Origin of the sequence: Bizionia sp. M204, from assembly GCF_023205095.1 — a bacterium.
GTDB lineage: Bacteria > Bacteroidota > Bacteroidia > Flavobacteriales > Flavobacteriaceae > Algorimicrobium > Algorimicrobium hallyeonense.
Genome location: NZ_CP046242.1, coordinates 190,338 through 207,500 on the forward strand (window position 1 = coordinate 190,338; position 17,163 = coordinate 207,500).

The following is a 17,163-nucleotide window of genomic DNA, read 5'->3' on the forward strand; positions in this document are numbered from 1 at the left end:
TTAAAATTGGTGGCGTTCGGCGTTTTTTTTATGGTAACAGGTTCTATGTTTTCTCAAAAAATAGAACACTTTAAATCGTTTCGCGATATAGACAGCGAGCGCTATTTCCGCTTTAATTATGATAACGATTACTTTGCCGCAACCGATGAAAACTATACACAAGGTTACAATTTGGAGTTGGTAATGCCAAGTTTGAAAAAGAATCCTATAAATAATCTGTTTTTTAAAACAAAGGAATCCAATTTAAAATATGGATTGGCCATTGAGCATATTGGTTTTACACCTAATGATTATGCCAGTCCGGAAATTCAATATGGCGACAGACCGTTTGCAGCTGCTATTATGTTGAAAACATTTATAATGGCAACAAATACGGAAGAAAAATTTCGTTTAACGCAATCTTATAGTTTTGGTATTATAGGACCAGGTGCGTTTGGAAAAGAAATGCAAGTAGGTATCCATAAAGCCACAGGAAATAAAATTCCTCAAGGGTGGAAACATCAAATTAAAAACGATGTAGTTATAAATTATAGTGTGGATTATGAGCAGCAATTAGCAATTATTAAAAATATGTTTTCGCTACAAGCGCAAACAGGAGTAGAAATTGGGACGTTATTTACAAATGCCTCTTTTGGATTTAATGCGACTTTAGGAATAATTAACACCCCATTTTTAACTTCTGAAAAAAGAAATGGTTTTCGTGTGTATGCTTATGCTGAAACCGTTGGAAATGTAATAGGTTATGACGCCACCTTACAAGGTGGTTTATTTAATAGAAAAAGTGTTTATACCATAAGTTCCAATGATATTGAACGTTTTACGGCAACCTTTAATTATGGTTTTGTGGTACAGACTAAAACCTTATATTTTGAATATACTAGATCTGCCATTACCCGAGAATTTGAATCTGGATCATCAGCAAAATATGGTGGAATAAAAGTTGGGTTTACGTTTTAATCAACTTTTATTATAATCACCAATCACTAATCATTTTACCCTTCAACATTAAAGAATACTTTGTAGTAATGCATTTTCTTGTTCTCATCATAACCGCGTTCCAGATATTCACTGGAAGCGTCAGGAGCATCAATATCTAATTTAATTTGGATGTTGGTATCTAGCTTAATTTCGGTTTTAATCTTTTTCTTTTCCTTGTTAACAACGAGTTCGGCTACATCAAACTGATTGCGAATCACGAGATTTTTTTCGCTTTCAAAAGTTTTCTTATAATCGTCAAACAAGGATTTGTGTTTGTCTTCTTCAAATAATTCATCCTTGAAGGTTTCTACATTTACAATTTCATGCTCTTTAAAGAAATCAATAGTCTTCGCCAAAAATGTATTTTGCTCTTGGTTTCCATAGGATATTTTTAAAATGTCTTCAGAAAAATCTTTACATAACTCAATATATTGTTGGGTATGGCTATTGGCATCATCGGCATATTTTATATTTAAAAAGTGATTGGTCCAATAGTGTGCGTCGTAATTATTATTGTCGGCACTAAAAATTATTCGACCTTCGGTATCGCTTTGGTTTAAAATTAAACAACCTTTATCTACTTTTTTACTGCTGATGCCTTTTTGTACTAAAACGTCATAACTATTGTTTTCCAAATAGGTTTGAAAGAAATTCACCTTGTTCTCAATTTTAAAAATCCCAATAGCATTGGTGGTCATTTCGTTAAACTCAATACCTTCAAAAAGCACAACTAGCACATCGCCAGTTTTAATTTGTGCAGAGTTAGATTGCTCAAATAAATGCTTTACAATATGTTGTGAGGTTTCAATAAAATTATCGTCTTCTGTAAAAATCTGATGGCTGTAGGTGTTTATTTCATTAAGTGAAATATCGGCATGATGATTAAAACGGTAGGATTGTACCACTGATGCAAATGGACGTAATAAAAACGGCAACATTAATTCATAACTAGCTTCATCAAAAATGACTTCTTTTTCAGAAAAAGCATTTTTAGTATTGTTGTGTTTGTTACCTACTTTATGGATAATACATTTGGAAATGGAAGCGTTTTTACGGGATATCATAATCTAAAATTTCAGATTACAATACTAATCATTTTGCAATAAAAAGGCATAAAAAAACCGAAGCTTTTAACTTCGGATTTTAATACATGTTAGGAAAAATTTATAGTTCTAAATCAAAATGATTCACGACTTCTTCGTAAGTCATTTTTGAGTAATCTAAACTATTTTTGGCATCTGTACTCGGAATTAAAACATATCTAAAACGGGCTGTATTTGAAAATTCCCAAGTAGGAGCTGGTCCTTCCCGACGATAGCGAATGTTAATATTAGTTGTTTCAGTATAAAATGTAAACACATGATCTGTGGTTCCCCCACGTATAGTAATTGGTAAAAGTGCTGTATTTCCAACTGGCCAAACTTCAGGAACAAAGTTGGTGAATTTGGCATACACCAATATAACACCGCCATCAATTATGTCGTTTGTTAATTCAGGTACATTAACATTAAATTCTGCATATTTTGTGTATCCGTTGGTAATAAAGGTTTGACCATCTGGTCCAAACCAATCGGATGCAATTACATTAGCATTCCCATCTTGCCCATCTTGCCCATCTTGCCCATCTTGCCCATCTTGTCCATCTGTTCCGTTTGTGCCATTTGTTCCAGCAATTCCCGTTGGGCCAGGAGCACCATCATTTCCATCCTCCGGAGAACAGGAAAATGCAAATGCAACTATAAGTGCGAGTACTACAAATTTTATGTAAGATTTAATGGTTAGCATTGTTTTTGAATGTGTTTTCATAATTTTTTAGATTAGTTATGGATTGTTCTTTAATAATTAGTTCCTCTAATTTGTAAAGGTTAACATAACATGTAAAAAAAACCGAAGCTTTTCGGCTTCGGTTTACATCTGAATTTGATTATGTGTTTATAATTCTAAACCAAAATGATCTACAAATTCTTCATAATTCATTTTAGTATAATCTATCGGTTGGGTTTTATTATTGGAACTATCAATAATAAAATATTTCACTTTGGTTATTGCAGCGTCTAATACTCCAGTTTCACTATAAGCATAAATTGTTAAATTGTTTAAGCCTGCAGTAAAAGTAATATGTTCATCATTAAGAGAAAGAGGCATGGAATACCAAACGTCTTCTCCAAAAAGTTGAAAATAAACAGCAATCATTGAATTGTCTGATACATCTTGCGAAATATCAGTATCAGTTATTGAATGTTCATTTGCGGCATAATAAAAATAAGATCCAGCGGTCCAAGTTAAAAATGTTCCTGGATCTGGGATTACTGTTTTTACTAGTACATTGGCATTGCCATCTGTTCCTGCCGGTCCTTGTGGTCCTTCAGGTCCTGGAACACCATCATTGCCATCTTCTGGTGAGCAAGAAAAACTAAAGGCTACTAAAAAAGCGAGTAGTACAAATTTTGTTTTAGACATAATTGTTTGTGTTTTCATAATTTTAAAGTTTATTGATTATCAATTTGTTTCTATTTAATGATTGGAGTTTTAAAAGGTTAACATAACTCATAAAAAAAACCGAAGCTTTTCGACTTCGGTTTTAATTAAGTAACTAAAGGGTATGATTAGTATGCTATTCCGTAATAATCACAAACGGCGTAGTAATCTTTTATGTCTATACCAGCTTGGTTAAGCTCGTTATAGATTTGTTGTTTTCCACTAATGGTTCTTCCAGTTGTTGTACTTGAAGATTCTATGATAATAATTTTTGCAGTATTATAATCTCCTGCAGTAACTGAATGTGAAGAACCATCCCAATTGTTGTATGTAATTTTATATGTACTCGGGATGCAATACGCTCTTGCAAGATAGCTTCCTCCATATACAGCTCCTGGTATTGAATGCGTGTAGGCATCAAAAGTTGTTATATAACCTAATACTACATCATTATTAATAACGTCTTGTGTGATTTCAGGAATATTTAATGTAAAAGCACTCCCAGACATTGCTGATGTGTCAAACACAAAGGTTTGCACATTAGCATTGCCATCTGTTCCATCTGCTCCATTGGATCCCGCAGGACCAATTGGACCAGCCGCACCATCGTTACCATCTTCGGTTGAACACGAGAAACTAAAGGCGACTAAAAAAGCCAGTAGTACAAATTTTGTTTTTGACATCATTGTTTGAATTGTTTGTGTTTTCATAATTTTAAAGTTTATTGATTGTTATATTGTTTTCTATTTAATGGTTACCCTTTTGAAAGGTTAACATACCGTATGAAAAAACCGAAATCTTTTACAGGAACAAATCTAGTTTGAGATTCCCATAAAGGATAACACAGATGTTTCAAAGTATATAACAAATGTTCCAAAGCTATTTTTGTTTGGGATTAAAAATGTAAAAAAGCCAAAAGTTTAAACGAGGTTAGTCATAAACTTTTGGCTTTTTTACTTGAAGACTAATTCAAATAAAATAAAATGTTCTGTTTTTAGAGTTGAAAGAGGATTCCAGCATTTATTATAATCTGTTCATAATCGCTTACCACATATTTAGGTTCTAAATACACACTTAATTTTTCTGAAAATTGCCACCTTCCTCCAGCGCCAATATTTACACCAAAAGCACTATCGCTAACTTCATACGTGTTATAATAATAACTGTAATAAGAAGCGCCAGTTTTATAATTGGAGTAGTTGGCACCAAGAAGTGGATAAATTTTAAGTTTGTTTTCAATCAGGTGAAAAAAGTAATGGGCATTTAAGTCCACGGCTAATGTGTTTTGATTAAAACCATATAAGCTATTCCCAAAGAAATAAGTCGCACCTGGCGAAACTGCAATGTCGTCTGTAATATTAAATTCAGCTTTTACCGTAATACCTGGGCCTGAAATTTTTTCATTATAGCCCAAACCACCACCAATGGCAATTTGTGCTTGTATTTTTGCAGTTGTAAATAGTAGCATCATTCCGGCTAAAATAAACGTGTAATTTCTAAATGATTTTTGGTTCATGTGTTTCATGTTTTAAATTGTTAGATTTTAATATTGTTTGCTTATTAATGTCTTTTAAACTGGAAGGTTAACATGAAAATGCTTTCAGTTTGAAAAATAATTCAGATTTGTAAGAATTGTAAGAGACTTTTCTTAAAATAAGTTAAATTAGCAGAAGTGTGTTAACCTTTTTAATTCTAGGATATTAAATGGAAAGCGTTCAAGAGAACATAACGATTGAAGATTTAAAACAAGGCTCGGATTTGTTGTTCAAACAGATTTATGAAGACAACAGGGATAAGTTTCTGAATTTTGCTAGAAAGTATAATTTGCCGCAAGACGATACAATTGATGTCTATCAAGATGCATATATTATTTTCTATAATAATGTAATGGAAGGTAAGGTTGAAAAATTTACAAGTTCCATATCAACCTATTTATTTAGCATAGGGAAGTATTTAATTTTTGATAAAATGAAGAAAAATAATAAGACTATAAATCCAGATTTCGATTTGTCGCTTATTAGAGAACGCGATGCACTCGTTGATGCTTCGTTTGATGTGGATCCAGACGATTTGACCGCGGAACAAATATTATTGAAGAAATATTTTGGAACACTTGGAAAAAAATGTCAAGAATTATTAACCTTATTTTATTACAGAGGTTATTCCATTAAAGATATTATAGCAACCAGCGAATACACCAGTGAGAATGTTGTGAAGAGCGCCAAATCTCGCTGTATGAAAACCCTTAAAGAACGTATTAATAGCAATAACAATGACTAATCAAGATTTACTATATCACTACTTTTCTAACAGCTTAACGGCTGAACAGGAGGTGGTTTTTCAGAAACTCCTAGAAACAGACCCTGAATTTAGGGCAGAATTTGAATATGAAAAAAACTTAAAAAAAGCCATTAAAAGTCATAAGTCGGACCTATTAAAAACAAAATTACAAGGTTTTGAACGCGATATTAAAGCTAAAAAAACGGCGCCATTTAATTACAAGTATTTAGCTGTGGCTGCTTCCCTTGTTTTATTGGTGGGCTGGTTTGGCTACAACTCCTTTTTTGGAACAAATTATTCCAATTTATACAACACAAATTTCAGTGAATATCCCAATACCGTTTACACCATTACGAGAGGCGATGATGAAAACACATTAGAACGTGAAGCTTTTGTAGCCTACGAAACCAAAAATTATGAAACGGCTATTGAGAAATTTAATGCGCTTTCCGAAACAACAGCACATAACTATATTCCATTTTATAAGGCACAAGCCCATTTAGGATTGGAAAATATAGACGATGCCAAAACACTATTCACGGAAATTGTGGAAGCTGATAACTCGGGTTTTGTAGCCGAATCTACTTGGTATTTGGCACTTATAGCCATAAAGAATAAAAACAAAGCAGAAGCTAAAATTCACCTAGAAAACCTGATTGCAAATTACAATTATAATCAAGCTAAAGCAAAGGCTTTGTTAGAAGAACTCAACTAGATTTCCGGCGATTCATAATAAAAAAGAGCAGTATTAAGAAGCTTAAAGTTCCAAGCGCATACCACAACCAATTGTTGGCGGTTGCAATAGCTTGCATATTTCCAGAAATTAAAAAACCTGACCAATAGTAAGGATGCGCCAATGCATTTTGGCTATTCTCATGTATAAATGCCGATTGTGCTTTTTGTAAGGCCACATTTTTTTCATGGCCTTTTGATAGATTTTTATAGAAAGCACCCATGATTTTTGAGGACGATCCATCATTAATTTTCCATAAGGTACTGGCAATACTTTTTGCTCCACTAAAATAAAAACCACGAGCTAAACTGATAAAACCTTCTCCGCGTTTTAAATCGCCAATACCACTTTCGCAGGCGCTTAAGGTTACTAAACTGGTATTGCTATTTAAATTATATAAATCACTTACATATAATAAATTGCTCTTGCCATCTGGTTGAAATGCCAAATAGGAATACTCGGGATTTTCATCATCTAAAATGGCATGGGTTGCAAAATGTAATAAGCCAAAATCAGCACTTTCGGTATTGAAATTTTGCAAGGTAGCATGACTGTCTGTAAGTGTTTTTCCGTTGAAATAGTTTAAAATATCTGCAGCTTCATTTTTATTATTGGGTAGGGCTAATAGGTTATTAGCATCTTGACCATTAAAACTAGGAGCAAAGGCTAAGACCTTATTGTTTATAGATGTATTTTCGGAAAGCTGTTTTAACAAGGTTGCTGAATTTACATAACTAATTACACGGTTTTCAACCAGATATTCTGTTGAACCCGTTACAGATAAACTAGAAAATGGTAAGTAATTTAATAAGCCATCGGCAATTATAATGATATTTTTTTCTGAAACGTTCTCAATATTTGGTGCCAGAAATTGGGAATACAATTGAAATGATTTTTTATTAAGTGCTTCCAAATCTGATTTCGGGTTATTTAACATATTATAAACCGAAATAATAGCATCATCTAATACCGCATCTCGTTTTAGTTGCTGTATAGCTTTGCTGTTTTTAGTTATGGTAATACTATAAATAGCCTCGTTTCCGTAGAAATAGGAAATTAACGCCGTGTTAGGTTTCAAGAATTTCTGTAATGCTGGTAAGCTGATAACTTCAGAATTGTACTTTAAATCGTAATAGGTTTTATAATTGGTTTCAATTTTGGTTATCAGTTCATGATAGGTGTTTTGTGTATCAAATAATTCAGCTTCCAAATCGGTGTTTGTGGACGTATTCAATTGCTTTTCCAAATAAGTGATTCGCGATTTTAAAATCTGTTCTTCTTCAATAATCCTTTCGGGAATGTTAGCAAATTTCGTGGCTTTGGTGCTTAAAAGGGCTTCCATTAAAAGCACGGATTTGCTTTTTTCCGAATAATAAAATGCGGTATCAATTAAATGGTCTTGCTGGGTGGCTTGGTATAGCTTGAAGTTGGCTTCCAAAGCGGATTCAAAAACAGGAAAGGCATCTTCTATTAAAAAGAGTTTATCTGAATTGTTTTTGAAGGTTGGTTTTAAAGCGTTAAGAATGGTTATGGCTTGTTGTGAAGACTCTAAACTTAAATTATACAATTCCAGACTATTTAAAGCTTGCGTTTTGTGTTTTAAAAGTTGAAGATACTTGGTCTGATTTATGGTTGCCTTATTTTTTTTTAAGTTTTGGTCTGCTAATTGATAGTGAGTCAAAGCTTTTTTAGGCTGATCAAACTGCATGTGCATCAAGCCCATTTCTTGGTAGGCTTGTGCTAATTTGTTATTTTCAATGGATTGTGGGTTTGCTTTTAAAATATCTATTACGGTTTGCAAAGCCACTTCGGCTTCTGCATAATTGCCTTCTGCTTCACTAATATGGGCACTAGAAGTATAATACCGATCCAAAAGCGGATGGTCTTCGGATATATAAGGCTTCATTTTTTCTAAATAAAACGCAGCACTATCCGTTTGTTTAAGTTTTAAATGGTTATCAATAATGCGTTGATAAGATGTAATAATCCGATTGCTGTTTTTTGTTACGTCAATATAATAATGCAAAACCTTTAAAATACTTGCATTGGCTTTTTCAAATAGCCCTTCTTTCTGATAAATATCAGCCAACAGTATTTGAATGTTGTTGGAAAAGCTCATGTCAAATCCCGATTTTTGATTTATAGTCCGTAAGGTTTTTTCATAAAAATCCTTGGCTAATTGATATTTGCCTTCATTGACATACAGTTTGCCAACAAAAGTGGTAGCAGACAAATAAATCTTTAAAATTTCAGGGTCTTGGAAGTAATTTTGATTTTCTTCACAAGTCCTTATAACCTCATTAAAATAATTTAAAGCAGACTTATAGTTATTCAAATCATATTCATATAGTCCTTTAGTATATGTTATAGAAGAGCTGTAATAGTTTTTTAAATAGATGGTATCCAATTCTTTTTTGTTATTGAATTGAATTGAATCTAGTTGTTGGATGTTTTTTTTGATGATGTATAAATCATTATGGAAATTGGCGGCCCATGATTCTCGTATCAAAGCTTCTAATTGATACTCGATAATATGATAATCATTTGCGGTTTGCTTTACACGATTGAAATAAAAGTATGCGGAATCTTTATGGCTGTAATAGTATTGATATGCTTTACCAAAATCTTCATTTAAACTGTTGCCTATCTCATCAATCAAAAAGTCTTCTTGAGCATTACCATAAAAGGTGGTTAAAACTAAAAAAATAAGGGGGTAATAATATCGCATAAAAAAAGCTTTAAGTAAAGTTACAAAAAGCTTTTTTATAATGTTATGTAATTGACGTTAATAGAAGTTAGCATTTAAGCTATAGGATGTAGTAGCACCGTTAATATCCTCTCTTTCTATAATAAGAATTACTTGACCTGTAAAATTGTTCAATGACGCAGGTTGAATAGATACCACACCATTATAGTTTTCAGCCGGATTAAAACTGTTAAACACAACGGTTTCAACTTCCTCTTCCGTATTAAAATCTAATATTCTGATATTTAAGTTTACTATGTCCGGCGTTATGGTGATGAAGCTGAAACTCCCAGCTAAAGGAACACAGCCAATACAGGGTGACGGTGGGTTTGGAGGGTTTGGTGGTCTTCTTGGAACGCGAGGTGGTAAAACATATTCGGCTTCTATTCCCATTTGGATAGCCAAATTAGTGTTTAATGTGCCTAACTGTTGTTCCGCTTCTTCCAGTTGTAGTTCAATTTCTGGCGTACCTTGATTATTATCTATTAAATCTTGAAGCATGAAAATGGTGTTTTCAGTGCTTATTATTTCTTCTTCTAGGTACAAAATGTACAAATCGCCTTCGTATAAATTGTTTTCGTTAGTCAGAACAATCTGATTGTCGTTACCGTTATTTAGGTTATCATCATCATCACAACTAAATACCGTAACCAATACGAGTATGAAGGATGCTAACACAAAAAATTTTTTTCTCATAATTTAAAAATTGTAGTCATTTAGCTTTATTAATAAAGCCCATGTTATAAAGTTAACATATTTAATGATATAATATTGTGGAAATCAATTTTTTTTGTTTCAAATAGCTGATTATAATTAGTTTATCTGATAAATTAAAATGGTGTTACTGTCGCCTTTAGTTACAAACTCTAGGTTTCTACCTTTATCCATATTTGCCATATCTATTTGGGATGTACCATAAACAGGAAAGTTAGAAAGCAATTTAGCATTACTATCAAATAGAAATACTTTTTGCGTTTGCTTATCGGTTACCGACACGTAAATTTTATCGTGGAGGTAAAAAATGTTTGGTTTGCTATAATTGCCGTAATCCAATTCGTAAGTATTGCTTTTTATAGTCAGTCGGTTTTCTGATAAGGCGACAAGTGTTTTACTGGTGGTTTCTAAATAGTGCTGATCGGTTAAGCCTAAATCTTGAGCTGCCGTATTTCCTTTGGTATCAATAGTAACCAACTTACCATTTGTTGTAGTAGTTGCAAAATTACCTTTATATAAATATACGGCCTCATCAGAAAATGTATAAGTCGCTTTTGGTGTAACGCGTGTTTTTCCAACACGATCCAAAATGTATAGCTTGTTTGCTGTTTTAAACAATAAATAGTCTTTTCTACCAATTCTAATATGCTGTGGTTGGTGGATAAGATTGTCTGCGGCTTTTTCAAAATTGAAACCTTTAACTGTTTTGCCTTTGTCATCCAACATTAAAACGTTTTTGCCTTGTGTAACCATGAGGCGGTATTTTCTATTGCCATCATAATCAAACACAGACAGCGGTTGTGTAATAGCATCGTTGAATTTTAAAGGAAATGGTTTTACATCCTTTCCATTTCTATCTAAAACATAAACCCGATTTGCAGTGGCAAAAGCTAATTGCAATCGGCCGTTTTTATACATGTCTATTTGTTCAATTTTGCCTAAAATGGCGCCTTGAAGCTGTTTTTTCCAAAGAATTTTTCCACTACTGGAAATCAGATACAAGTTGTTTTTATTATCCTGGACGGCAATTTCCTTTTCATTAGTAACATGGTTGGTAACCAATTGCGGACTATTTAATATATCAGCATCAATTTTTACAGCTGCCATTTCCGTAACGGCATTTTCTACTGCCCGCGTTTTTCCTTTTTGAATAACAGCATTTACATGGGCAAAATTAGTATCATATATAAATTGTAAACCTGTTGCATTAAATGCGTTTAACTTTAAATTTAAACTATCGTTAAGGTTTCTGTTAATAATAGTTTCTAGTTTATCAGGATTTACGACGCTTAATATAGAAGCTTCATCGCTAAACTGGTCCTTAAGACTTTTATACGCACTTTGAGAACTATAGGTCGTTTGATTTTTATAACTCGCTATAATGGTATGAAGAAACTCAATATCGTTAGAAAACACAATAAAATTATCTACGATACAGTATTTGTTGGCATCCTTAAAATTGATGAAAGGCGAAAATGTTTTAAAGAAAAATTCAGGCTCACTAAAATTGAAAATTTCAATATCACGATAGGTTTCAATCATATCTTGATCGTTCAACAGGGCATCTTTAGTAATATAAACATCTAAAGAGTTTAATACAATGGCGCGATTGTTACCTTCATAAATTACACCGGTTTCAATTACATTATCCAGTAGCGTAGAGGTGTGGCTAGCGGTAGAGTCTGCCGTTCTATACGCGTTTAGGTTTGTATTAAAAATGGTATAATCATTAAATGTCATACTCAAAAAGCCATCACTACTGGAAGGCGTAATAGTTGCTAATTTGTTTTCTTGAGCTTTGGTATTTTTGAAAACATCAATGAGTTTTTTAGAAGAATCGGCAGATTTTACAACACCATTTAATTTCATGGCATTCTGATCTATATCCACATCTATAAACAAATAATCCGTTAAAGTTAACGTGCTCATATTTTCACTTATAAAAAAACTATTAATATGGCGGTCTTTCTTCTTATTAACAAAAACGGAAAGTTGATTTTCGCTGTGAGATGAATTGATAAGCGCTTTTATAGTTGGATGAATTTTATCATCTTCCAAGGATGCTATCAATAACGCTTTAGTTGAAGCTCCTATAAAAACACTATCTTTTGTGATGCTGAATAGCGCTTGATTACCTACTTGACTTTTGGTGATGGTATGTTTAGCATACTTTAAAGTTTCAATGCTATGGTTTGGTAAAGAGTCTATCAAGAAAAGATCCGGTTTTATTTTCGTGATGATGGAAAAATCTAAACTATCATTCGTATTAAATAATGAGACGTATAAATCGTCTTCTGTTTTTAAATAGTGTAGAAGCGATAATTTTTCTGAAAGGTTTTTGTAGTTTTTCGTGGTTTCTAAAGTTTGCAAAAAAGCATTGTTGCTCATATTGCTTTTTAAACTTCCTACATTTTTAACCTTAACAATAACAGCTGCGTCATTATTGAGGTAATCCATTAATTGTGACTTCTTTTTAGAGGAGTTACATCCTAAAAAAAGTAGGCTCAAAGTACATAAAAACCAAATGTTTTTCATTGATGAGGGAATTTATACAAACCTACATAAATAATTTAAAGGTTTAAAATGAATATAGTGGGAAGTTATAATTTCATTTTCAGCTGTTCAGGTAACAATCTAAAGGATTTTCGGTGGTATTTGCTTGGGCCATATTTTTTAATAGCCTCCCGATGTTCTTTAGTTGGATAGCCTTTGTTTTGTTTCCAATTATACATGGGGAATTCTTCGTGAATGCTTTCCATATATACATCTCTATATGTTTTAGCTAAAATAGAAGCGGCCGCAATACTCAAAAATTTTGAGTCTCCCTTTACAATGGTTTCGTGAGGAATGTCTTGAAATGGTTTAAACCTATTACCATCCACAATTATAAACTTCGGACGTATATTAAGACTTTCAATGGATTGGTGCATGGCTAAAATAGATGCATTCAATATATTAATGCTGTCAATTTCCGTTGGATAAATATGTGCAAAACTAAAAGCTAATGCATCGTGTTCTATAATAGGTTTCAAAATATTTCGTTTCTTTTCAGAAAGCAACTTGGAATCATTTAAAATGAGGTTTTCAAAATGTTCAGGAAGAATAACAGCAGCGGCAGTAACAGGACCGGCTAAACAGCCTCTTCCAGCTTCGTCTGTGCCACATTCGTACTTAAAATTTGAATATTGTAATTTTAGCATGTAAATAATTCTTAATATAATGACGTTATTATAAATTGTATATACATTTGCAAGGTCGAAAAAATAATTATGAGGAAAATAATTTTAGTCATTTTTTTAGTGTTTTGTGGGAATTTAGCGGTTGGTCAAATCGAGCAAATCAATAAAGATGGAAGTGTTCAGAGAAACACACCATATAACGATACACTTTACGGGGGGTCTACAAAAAGCACCAGTATTAAAGATATTAAAAATCTTGAAGCTAAAATTGAACAGTACCTTATTATATCCGAAAGTAATGATACGACGTATGTTGATACCACATTAACAATCCAAAAAGAATATAAGTTTAATTATTTAAGAAGAGATAATTTTGAATTACTGCCGTTCTCAAACGTTGGTCAAACATACAATGCTTTAAGTTACGTTTATAAAAAGGATGCTTTAATGCCCTTATTTGGTGCAAGAGCACGCCACTTTAATTATATGGAAATTGAAGACATTAATTATTATGAGGTGCCAACACCATTTACGGAGCTTTATTATAAAACAGCCTTTAAGCAAGGTCAGCAGCTAGATGCGTTTTTTACCGTAAATACATCCAAACAGTTAAATTTTTCCGTAGCCTATAAAGGGTTGAGGTCTTTAGGGAAATACCAACATATATTAACTAGTACGGGGAACTTTAGATTTACCACAAGTTATAAAACTAAAAACAATCGGTATTTTGCAAACGCGCACATTGTCATGCAAGATTTAATGAATCAGGAAAATGGAGGTGTACGCGATGATAATATCCCGTTTTTTGAATCCGGTAATCCGGAATTTTTAGATCGTGGCGTTCTGGCCGTAAATTTTGAAGATGCTGAAAATATATTAAAAGGCAAGCGCTTTCACTTAGACCATAACTACTATTTAATTAAACCCAAAGACTCAATTTCCAGAAATGAACTGCGTGTTACTAATATTATTTCTTTTGAAGATAAGTATTATGAATATAACCAAGATCGAGAGACGGCGTATTTTGGAGAGTCCTTTCAAGCAAGTGGCTTAAGAGACCGGGTTACTTTAGAAAATTTTAATACAGAGTTCGGGGTAAATTATAAGAACAATATAATAGGTGATGTTAAATTTAGTGTGGGTTATACCAATTATAATTATGGGTATGATAAAGTTGCTTTTATTAATAATCAATATATAACGAACAGATTAAAAGGTGATATTGTTTCTGTAGGCGGACAGTATGATAAAATTATAAGTGGATTTAAACTTCATGCAGAGGCAGGTTTAAATGTTGTTGGAGATTTTGATGGAAATTATTTTTTAGCCAATGCCTCCTATAAATTAAATGATAAATTTTCATTCGGCGCGCAGGTAAATCACAATTCCCGAGCACCTAATTATAATTATCAGCTATATCAAAGTGTTTACGAAAATTATAATTGGCAAAGTAATTTTAATAATACCGAAACGCAACAACTTGGTTTTAATGTGAATTCAAAGTTGTTAGGAACAATTTCGGCGGACTTTAATACCATAAACGACTATACCTATTTTATGAAAGATGGTATAGATGATTTGGTTAAACCATTTCAAACAGATCAATCTATTAGTTACGTTAAAGTAAAATGGGAAAAAGGATTTAACTTCTTTCGCAAGTTTACCTTATATAATACCATCATGTATCAGAATGTCCAGGATGATGGTATGGTATTCAATGTGCCTGAACTAACCACGCGAAACACCTTAATGTATTCCAGTAGGTTTTTTAAGAACGCCTTGTTTCTACAAACAGGAATAACCTTTAGTTACTTCTCCAGTTATAAGATGGATGGTTACGATCCATTGTTAGCGGAGTTTTATGTTCAGAACAATCAAGACTATGGTAGTTTTCCACGATTTGATTTTTTTGTGAATGCAAAAATTAGTCAAATACGAATCTATTTAAAAGCAGAACACTTTAATTCTGCGTGGACGGGTTATGATTTTTATTCGGCACCAAATTATCCATATCGGGATTTTGCAGTTCGTTTTGGCGTTGTCTGGAACTTCTTCCTATAAATACGTAATAATTACAATAGTAATAATTACAATATAATATTACCCGATATATACGTTGATTTGGATTTGTAACTGGACAAAAAAGAACACCTGATTTAAACAAATCCTGCGCCAACGGCAATATTACCTATTTATACTAGTAAAAATGTTATGTGTAACCACTTGATACAGTGTAAGAAGAAAATTAATTCAAAAAAACATGAATAAAAGTTTGTAAAAGGGTAGAAATGGGTTGTACATTTGCAGCCGCTAAAAACGGTAACACAGTTGGCAGCGACGTTCATTGAGAGGCAAAATAGAGGTTTAAAAAAGGGGGTTAGAAAATAATTTCAAATAAAATCAAAAAAAGCTTTGTAGGAATAAAAAAGGTTGTATATTTGCAGCCGCTTAAAACAGCAATGCTGATGCGAGCCAAGTTCCTTGAAAAGCATAAAGAGATTTAGTAATTTTGAGATTAGAAATAAACTTTTAAAATAAACTAAAAAAAGCTTTGCAAGAATAAAAAAGGTTGTATGTTTGCAGCCGCTAAAAACGGGAACGTTTTTAGAGACGTTCACAGGTATTTATTGAAAGACTTTAAGGGGTAGAAAAAAAATAATTTTTTTTTTGAAATAAAGTTTGCGGGTTAAAAAAGTAGTAATTATATTTGCACCCGCTTAAGAGATAAACGCCTTAAGAAACAGATAAAAAAGTTCATAGACATATTGAATTGACAGCGTAAGATTTAACTGGAAACGGTTAAGTTAAACAAAAGAGAATAAACCATTTTGAGTAATTAGATTTTAAACTATTTCGATTAGTTGTTAAATAATATTTAAGAATTAACGATGAAGAGTTTGATCCTGGCTCAGGATGAACGCTAGCGGCAGGCCTAACACATGCAAGTCGAACGGTAACAGAGAAAAGCTTGCTTTTTTGCTGACGAGTGGCGCACGGGTGAGTAACGCGTATACAATCTACCTTTTACAGTGGGATAGCCCAGAGAAATTTGGATTAATACCGCATAGTATTATTAATTGGCATCGATTGATAATTAAAGTTTCGGCGGTAAAAGATGAGTATGCGTTCTATTAGCTAGATGGTAAGGTAACGGCTTACCATGGCAACGATAGATAGGGGCCCTGAGAGGGGGATCCCCCACACTGGTACTGAGACACGGACCAGACTCCTACGGGAGGCAGCAGTGAGGAATATTGGACAATGGGCGCAAGCCTGATCCAGCCATGCCGCGTGCAGGAAGACTGCCCTATGGGTTGTAAACTGCTTTTATACAGGAAGAAACACCCCGACGTGTCGGGGCTTGACGGTACTGTAAGAATAAGGATCGGCTAACTCCGTGCCAGCAGCCGCGGTAATACGGAGGATCCAAGCGTTATCCGGAATCATTGGGTTTAAAGAGTATCCGTAGGTGGATAATTAAGTCAGGGGTGAAAGTCTGCAGCTCAACTGTAGAATTGCCTTTGATACTGGTTGTCTTGAGTTATTATGAAGTAGTTAGAATATGTGGTGTAGCGGTGAAATGCATAGATATCACATAGAATACCAATTGCGAAGGCAGATTACTAATAATATACTGACACTGATGGACGAAAGCGTGGGGAGCGAACAGGATTAGATACCCTGGTAGTCCACGCCGTAAACGATGGTTACTAGCTGTTCGAACTTCGGTTTGAGTGGCTAAGTCGAAAGTGATAAGTAACCCACCTGGGGAGTACGTTCGCAAGAATGAAACTCAAAGGAATTGACGGGGGCCCGCACAAGCGGTGGAGCATGTGGTTTAATTCGATGATACGCGAGGAACCTTACCAGGGCTTAAATGTAGATTGACAGGTTTAGAGATAGACTTTTCTTCGGACAATTTACAAGGTGCTGCATGGTTGTCGTCAGCTCGTGCCGTGAGGTGTCAGGTTAAGTCCTATAACGAGCGCAACCCCTGTTGTTAGTTGCCAGCGAGTCAAGTCGGGAACTCTAACAAGACTGCCAGTGCAAACTGT

General features: G+C 33.6%; 13 protein-coding genes and 1 rRNA gene (1 of these 14 cut by a window edge). 5 read left to right on the forward strand and 9 right to left on the reverse strand.

Features of this window, described 5'->3' with window-relative positions; translation table 11 throughout:
* Window positions 1-45 precede the first annotated feature (45 nt).
* Window positions 46-957: a lipid A deacylase LpxR family protein gene (locus tag GMA17_RS00955; protein ID WP_248398115.1), complete on the forward strand. Its 912-nt coding sequence runs from the start codon at window positions 46-48 to the stop codon at window positions 955-957.
* 35 nt (window positions 958-992) lie between these two features.
* On the opposite strand, the gene GMA17_RS00960 is transcribed toward GMA17_RS00955, so the two are convergent.
* The 5 genes from GMA17_RS00960 to GMA17_RS00980 form a co-directional block, all read right to left on the reverse strand.
* Window positions 993-2,042 (reverse strand): nucleoid-associated protein, encoded by a 1,050-nt coding sequence (locus GMA17_RS00960; protein ID WP_248398117.1) that lies wholly within the window; start codon window positions 2,040-2,042, stop codon window positions 993-995.
* A gap of 100 nt (window positions 2,043-2,142) precedes the next feature.
* Complete coding sequence (locus GMA17_RS00965) at window positions 2,143-2,784, reverse strand: hypothetical protein (protein ID WP_248398119.1); 642 nt, start codon at window positions 2,782-2,784, stop codon at window positions 2,143-2,145.
* Between the two features lie 126 nt (window positions 2,785-2,910).
* A complete protein-coding gene (locus tag GMA17_RS00970; RefSeq protein WP_248398122.1) occupies window positions 2,911-3,456 on the reverse strand; it encodes a collagen-like protein in 546 nt (181 codons plus the stop codon).
* A 128-nt stretch (window positions 3,457-3,584) separates the two neighbouring features.
* On the reverse strand, window positions 3,585-4,166 hold the full coding sequence (locus GMA17_RS00975; RefSeq protein WP_248398125.1) for a collagen-like protein: 582 nt from the start codon (window positions 4,164-4,166) through the stop codon (window positions 3,585-3,587).
* A 284-nt stretch (window positions 4,167-4,450) separates the two neighbouring features.
* Window positions 4,451-4,972: an outer membrane beta-barrel protein gene (locus GMA17_RS00980; RefSeq protein ID WP_248398127.1), complete on the reverse strand. Its 522-nt coding sequence runs from the start codon at window positions 4,970-4,972 to the stop codon at window positions 4,451-4,453.
* A gap of 188 nt (window positions 4,973-5,160) precedes the next feature.
* On the opposite strand from GMA17_RS00980, the gene GMA17_RS00985 reads away from it, so the two are divergent.
* Both GMA17_RS00985 and GMA17_RS00990 read left to right on the forward strand, forming a co-directional pair.
* Complete coding sequence (locus tag GMA17_RS00985; protein ID WP_248398129.1) at window positions 5,161-5,736, forward strand: RNA polymerase sigma factor; 576 nt, start codon at window positions 5,161-5,163, stop codon at window positions 5,734-5,736.
* Window positions 5,729-6,451, forward strand: coding sequence for a hypothetical protein (locus GMA17_RS00990; protein ID WP_248398131.1), 723 nt, complete (start codon window positions 5,729-5,731; stop codon window positions 6,449-6,451). Before GMA17_RS00985 ends, GMA17_RS00990 begins: the two co-directional genes overlap by 8 nt.
* Here GMA17_RS00990 and GMA17_RS00995 read toward each other — a convergent pair.
* From GMA17_RS00995 to GMA17_RS01010, 4 genes are all read right to left on the reverse strand, one after another.
* On the reverse strand, window positions 6,444-9,197 hold the full coding sequence (locus GMA17_RS00995; protein WP_248398133.1) for a CHAT domain-containing protein: 2,754 nt from the start codon (window positions 9,195-9,197) through the stop codon (window positions 6,444-6,446). The two genes, GMA17_RS00990 and GMA17_RS00995, sit on opposite strands and share 8 nt — an antisense overlap.
* 57 nt (window positions 9,198-9,254) lie before the next feature.
* Window positions 9,255-9,911: a hypothetical protein gene (locus GMA17_RS01000; RefSeq protein WP_248398135.1), complete on the reverse strand. Its 657-nt coding sequence runs from the start codon at window positions 9,909-9,911 to the stop codon at window positions 9,255-9,257.
* A 117-nt stretch (window positions 9,912-10,028) separates the two neighbouring features.
* Window positions 10,029-12,464, reverse strand: a complete 2,436-nt coding sequence (locus GMA17_RS01005; protein WP_248398137.1) for a ribonuclease HII — start codon at window positions 12,462-12,464, stop codon at window positions 10,029-10,031.
* 65 nt (window positions 12,465-12,529) lie between these two features.
* Entirely contained in the window at window positions 12,530-13,129 is a 600-nt protein-coding gene (locus GMA17_RS01010) for a ribonuclease HII (RefSeq protein ID WP_248398139.1), read from the reverse strand.
* Window positions 13,130-13,198: 69 nt separating this feature from the next.
* Between GMA17_RS01010 and GMA17_RS01015 the strand changes: the two genes are divergently transcribed.
* On the forward strand, window positions 13,199-15,169 hold the full coding sequence (locus GMA17_RS01015; RefSeq protein WP_248398141.1) for a putative porin: 1,971 nt from the start codon (window positions 13,199-13,201) through the stop codon (window positions 15,167-15,169).
* A gap of 824 nt (window positions 15,170-15,993) precedes the next feature.
* Window positions 15,994-17,163, forward strand: a 16S ribosomal RNA gene (locus GMA17_RS01020) (it continues 359 nt past the right edge of the window).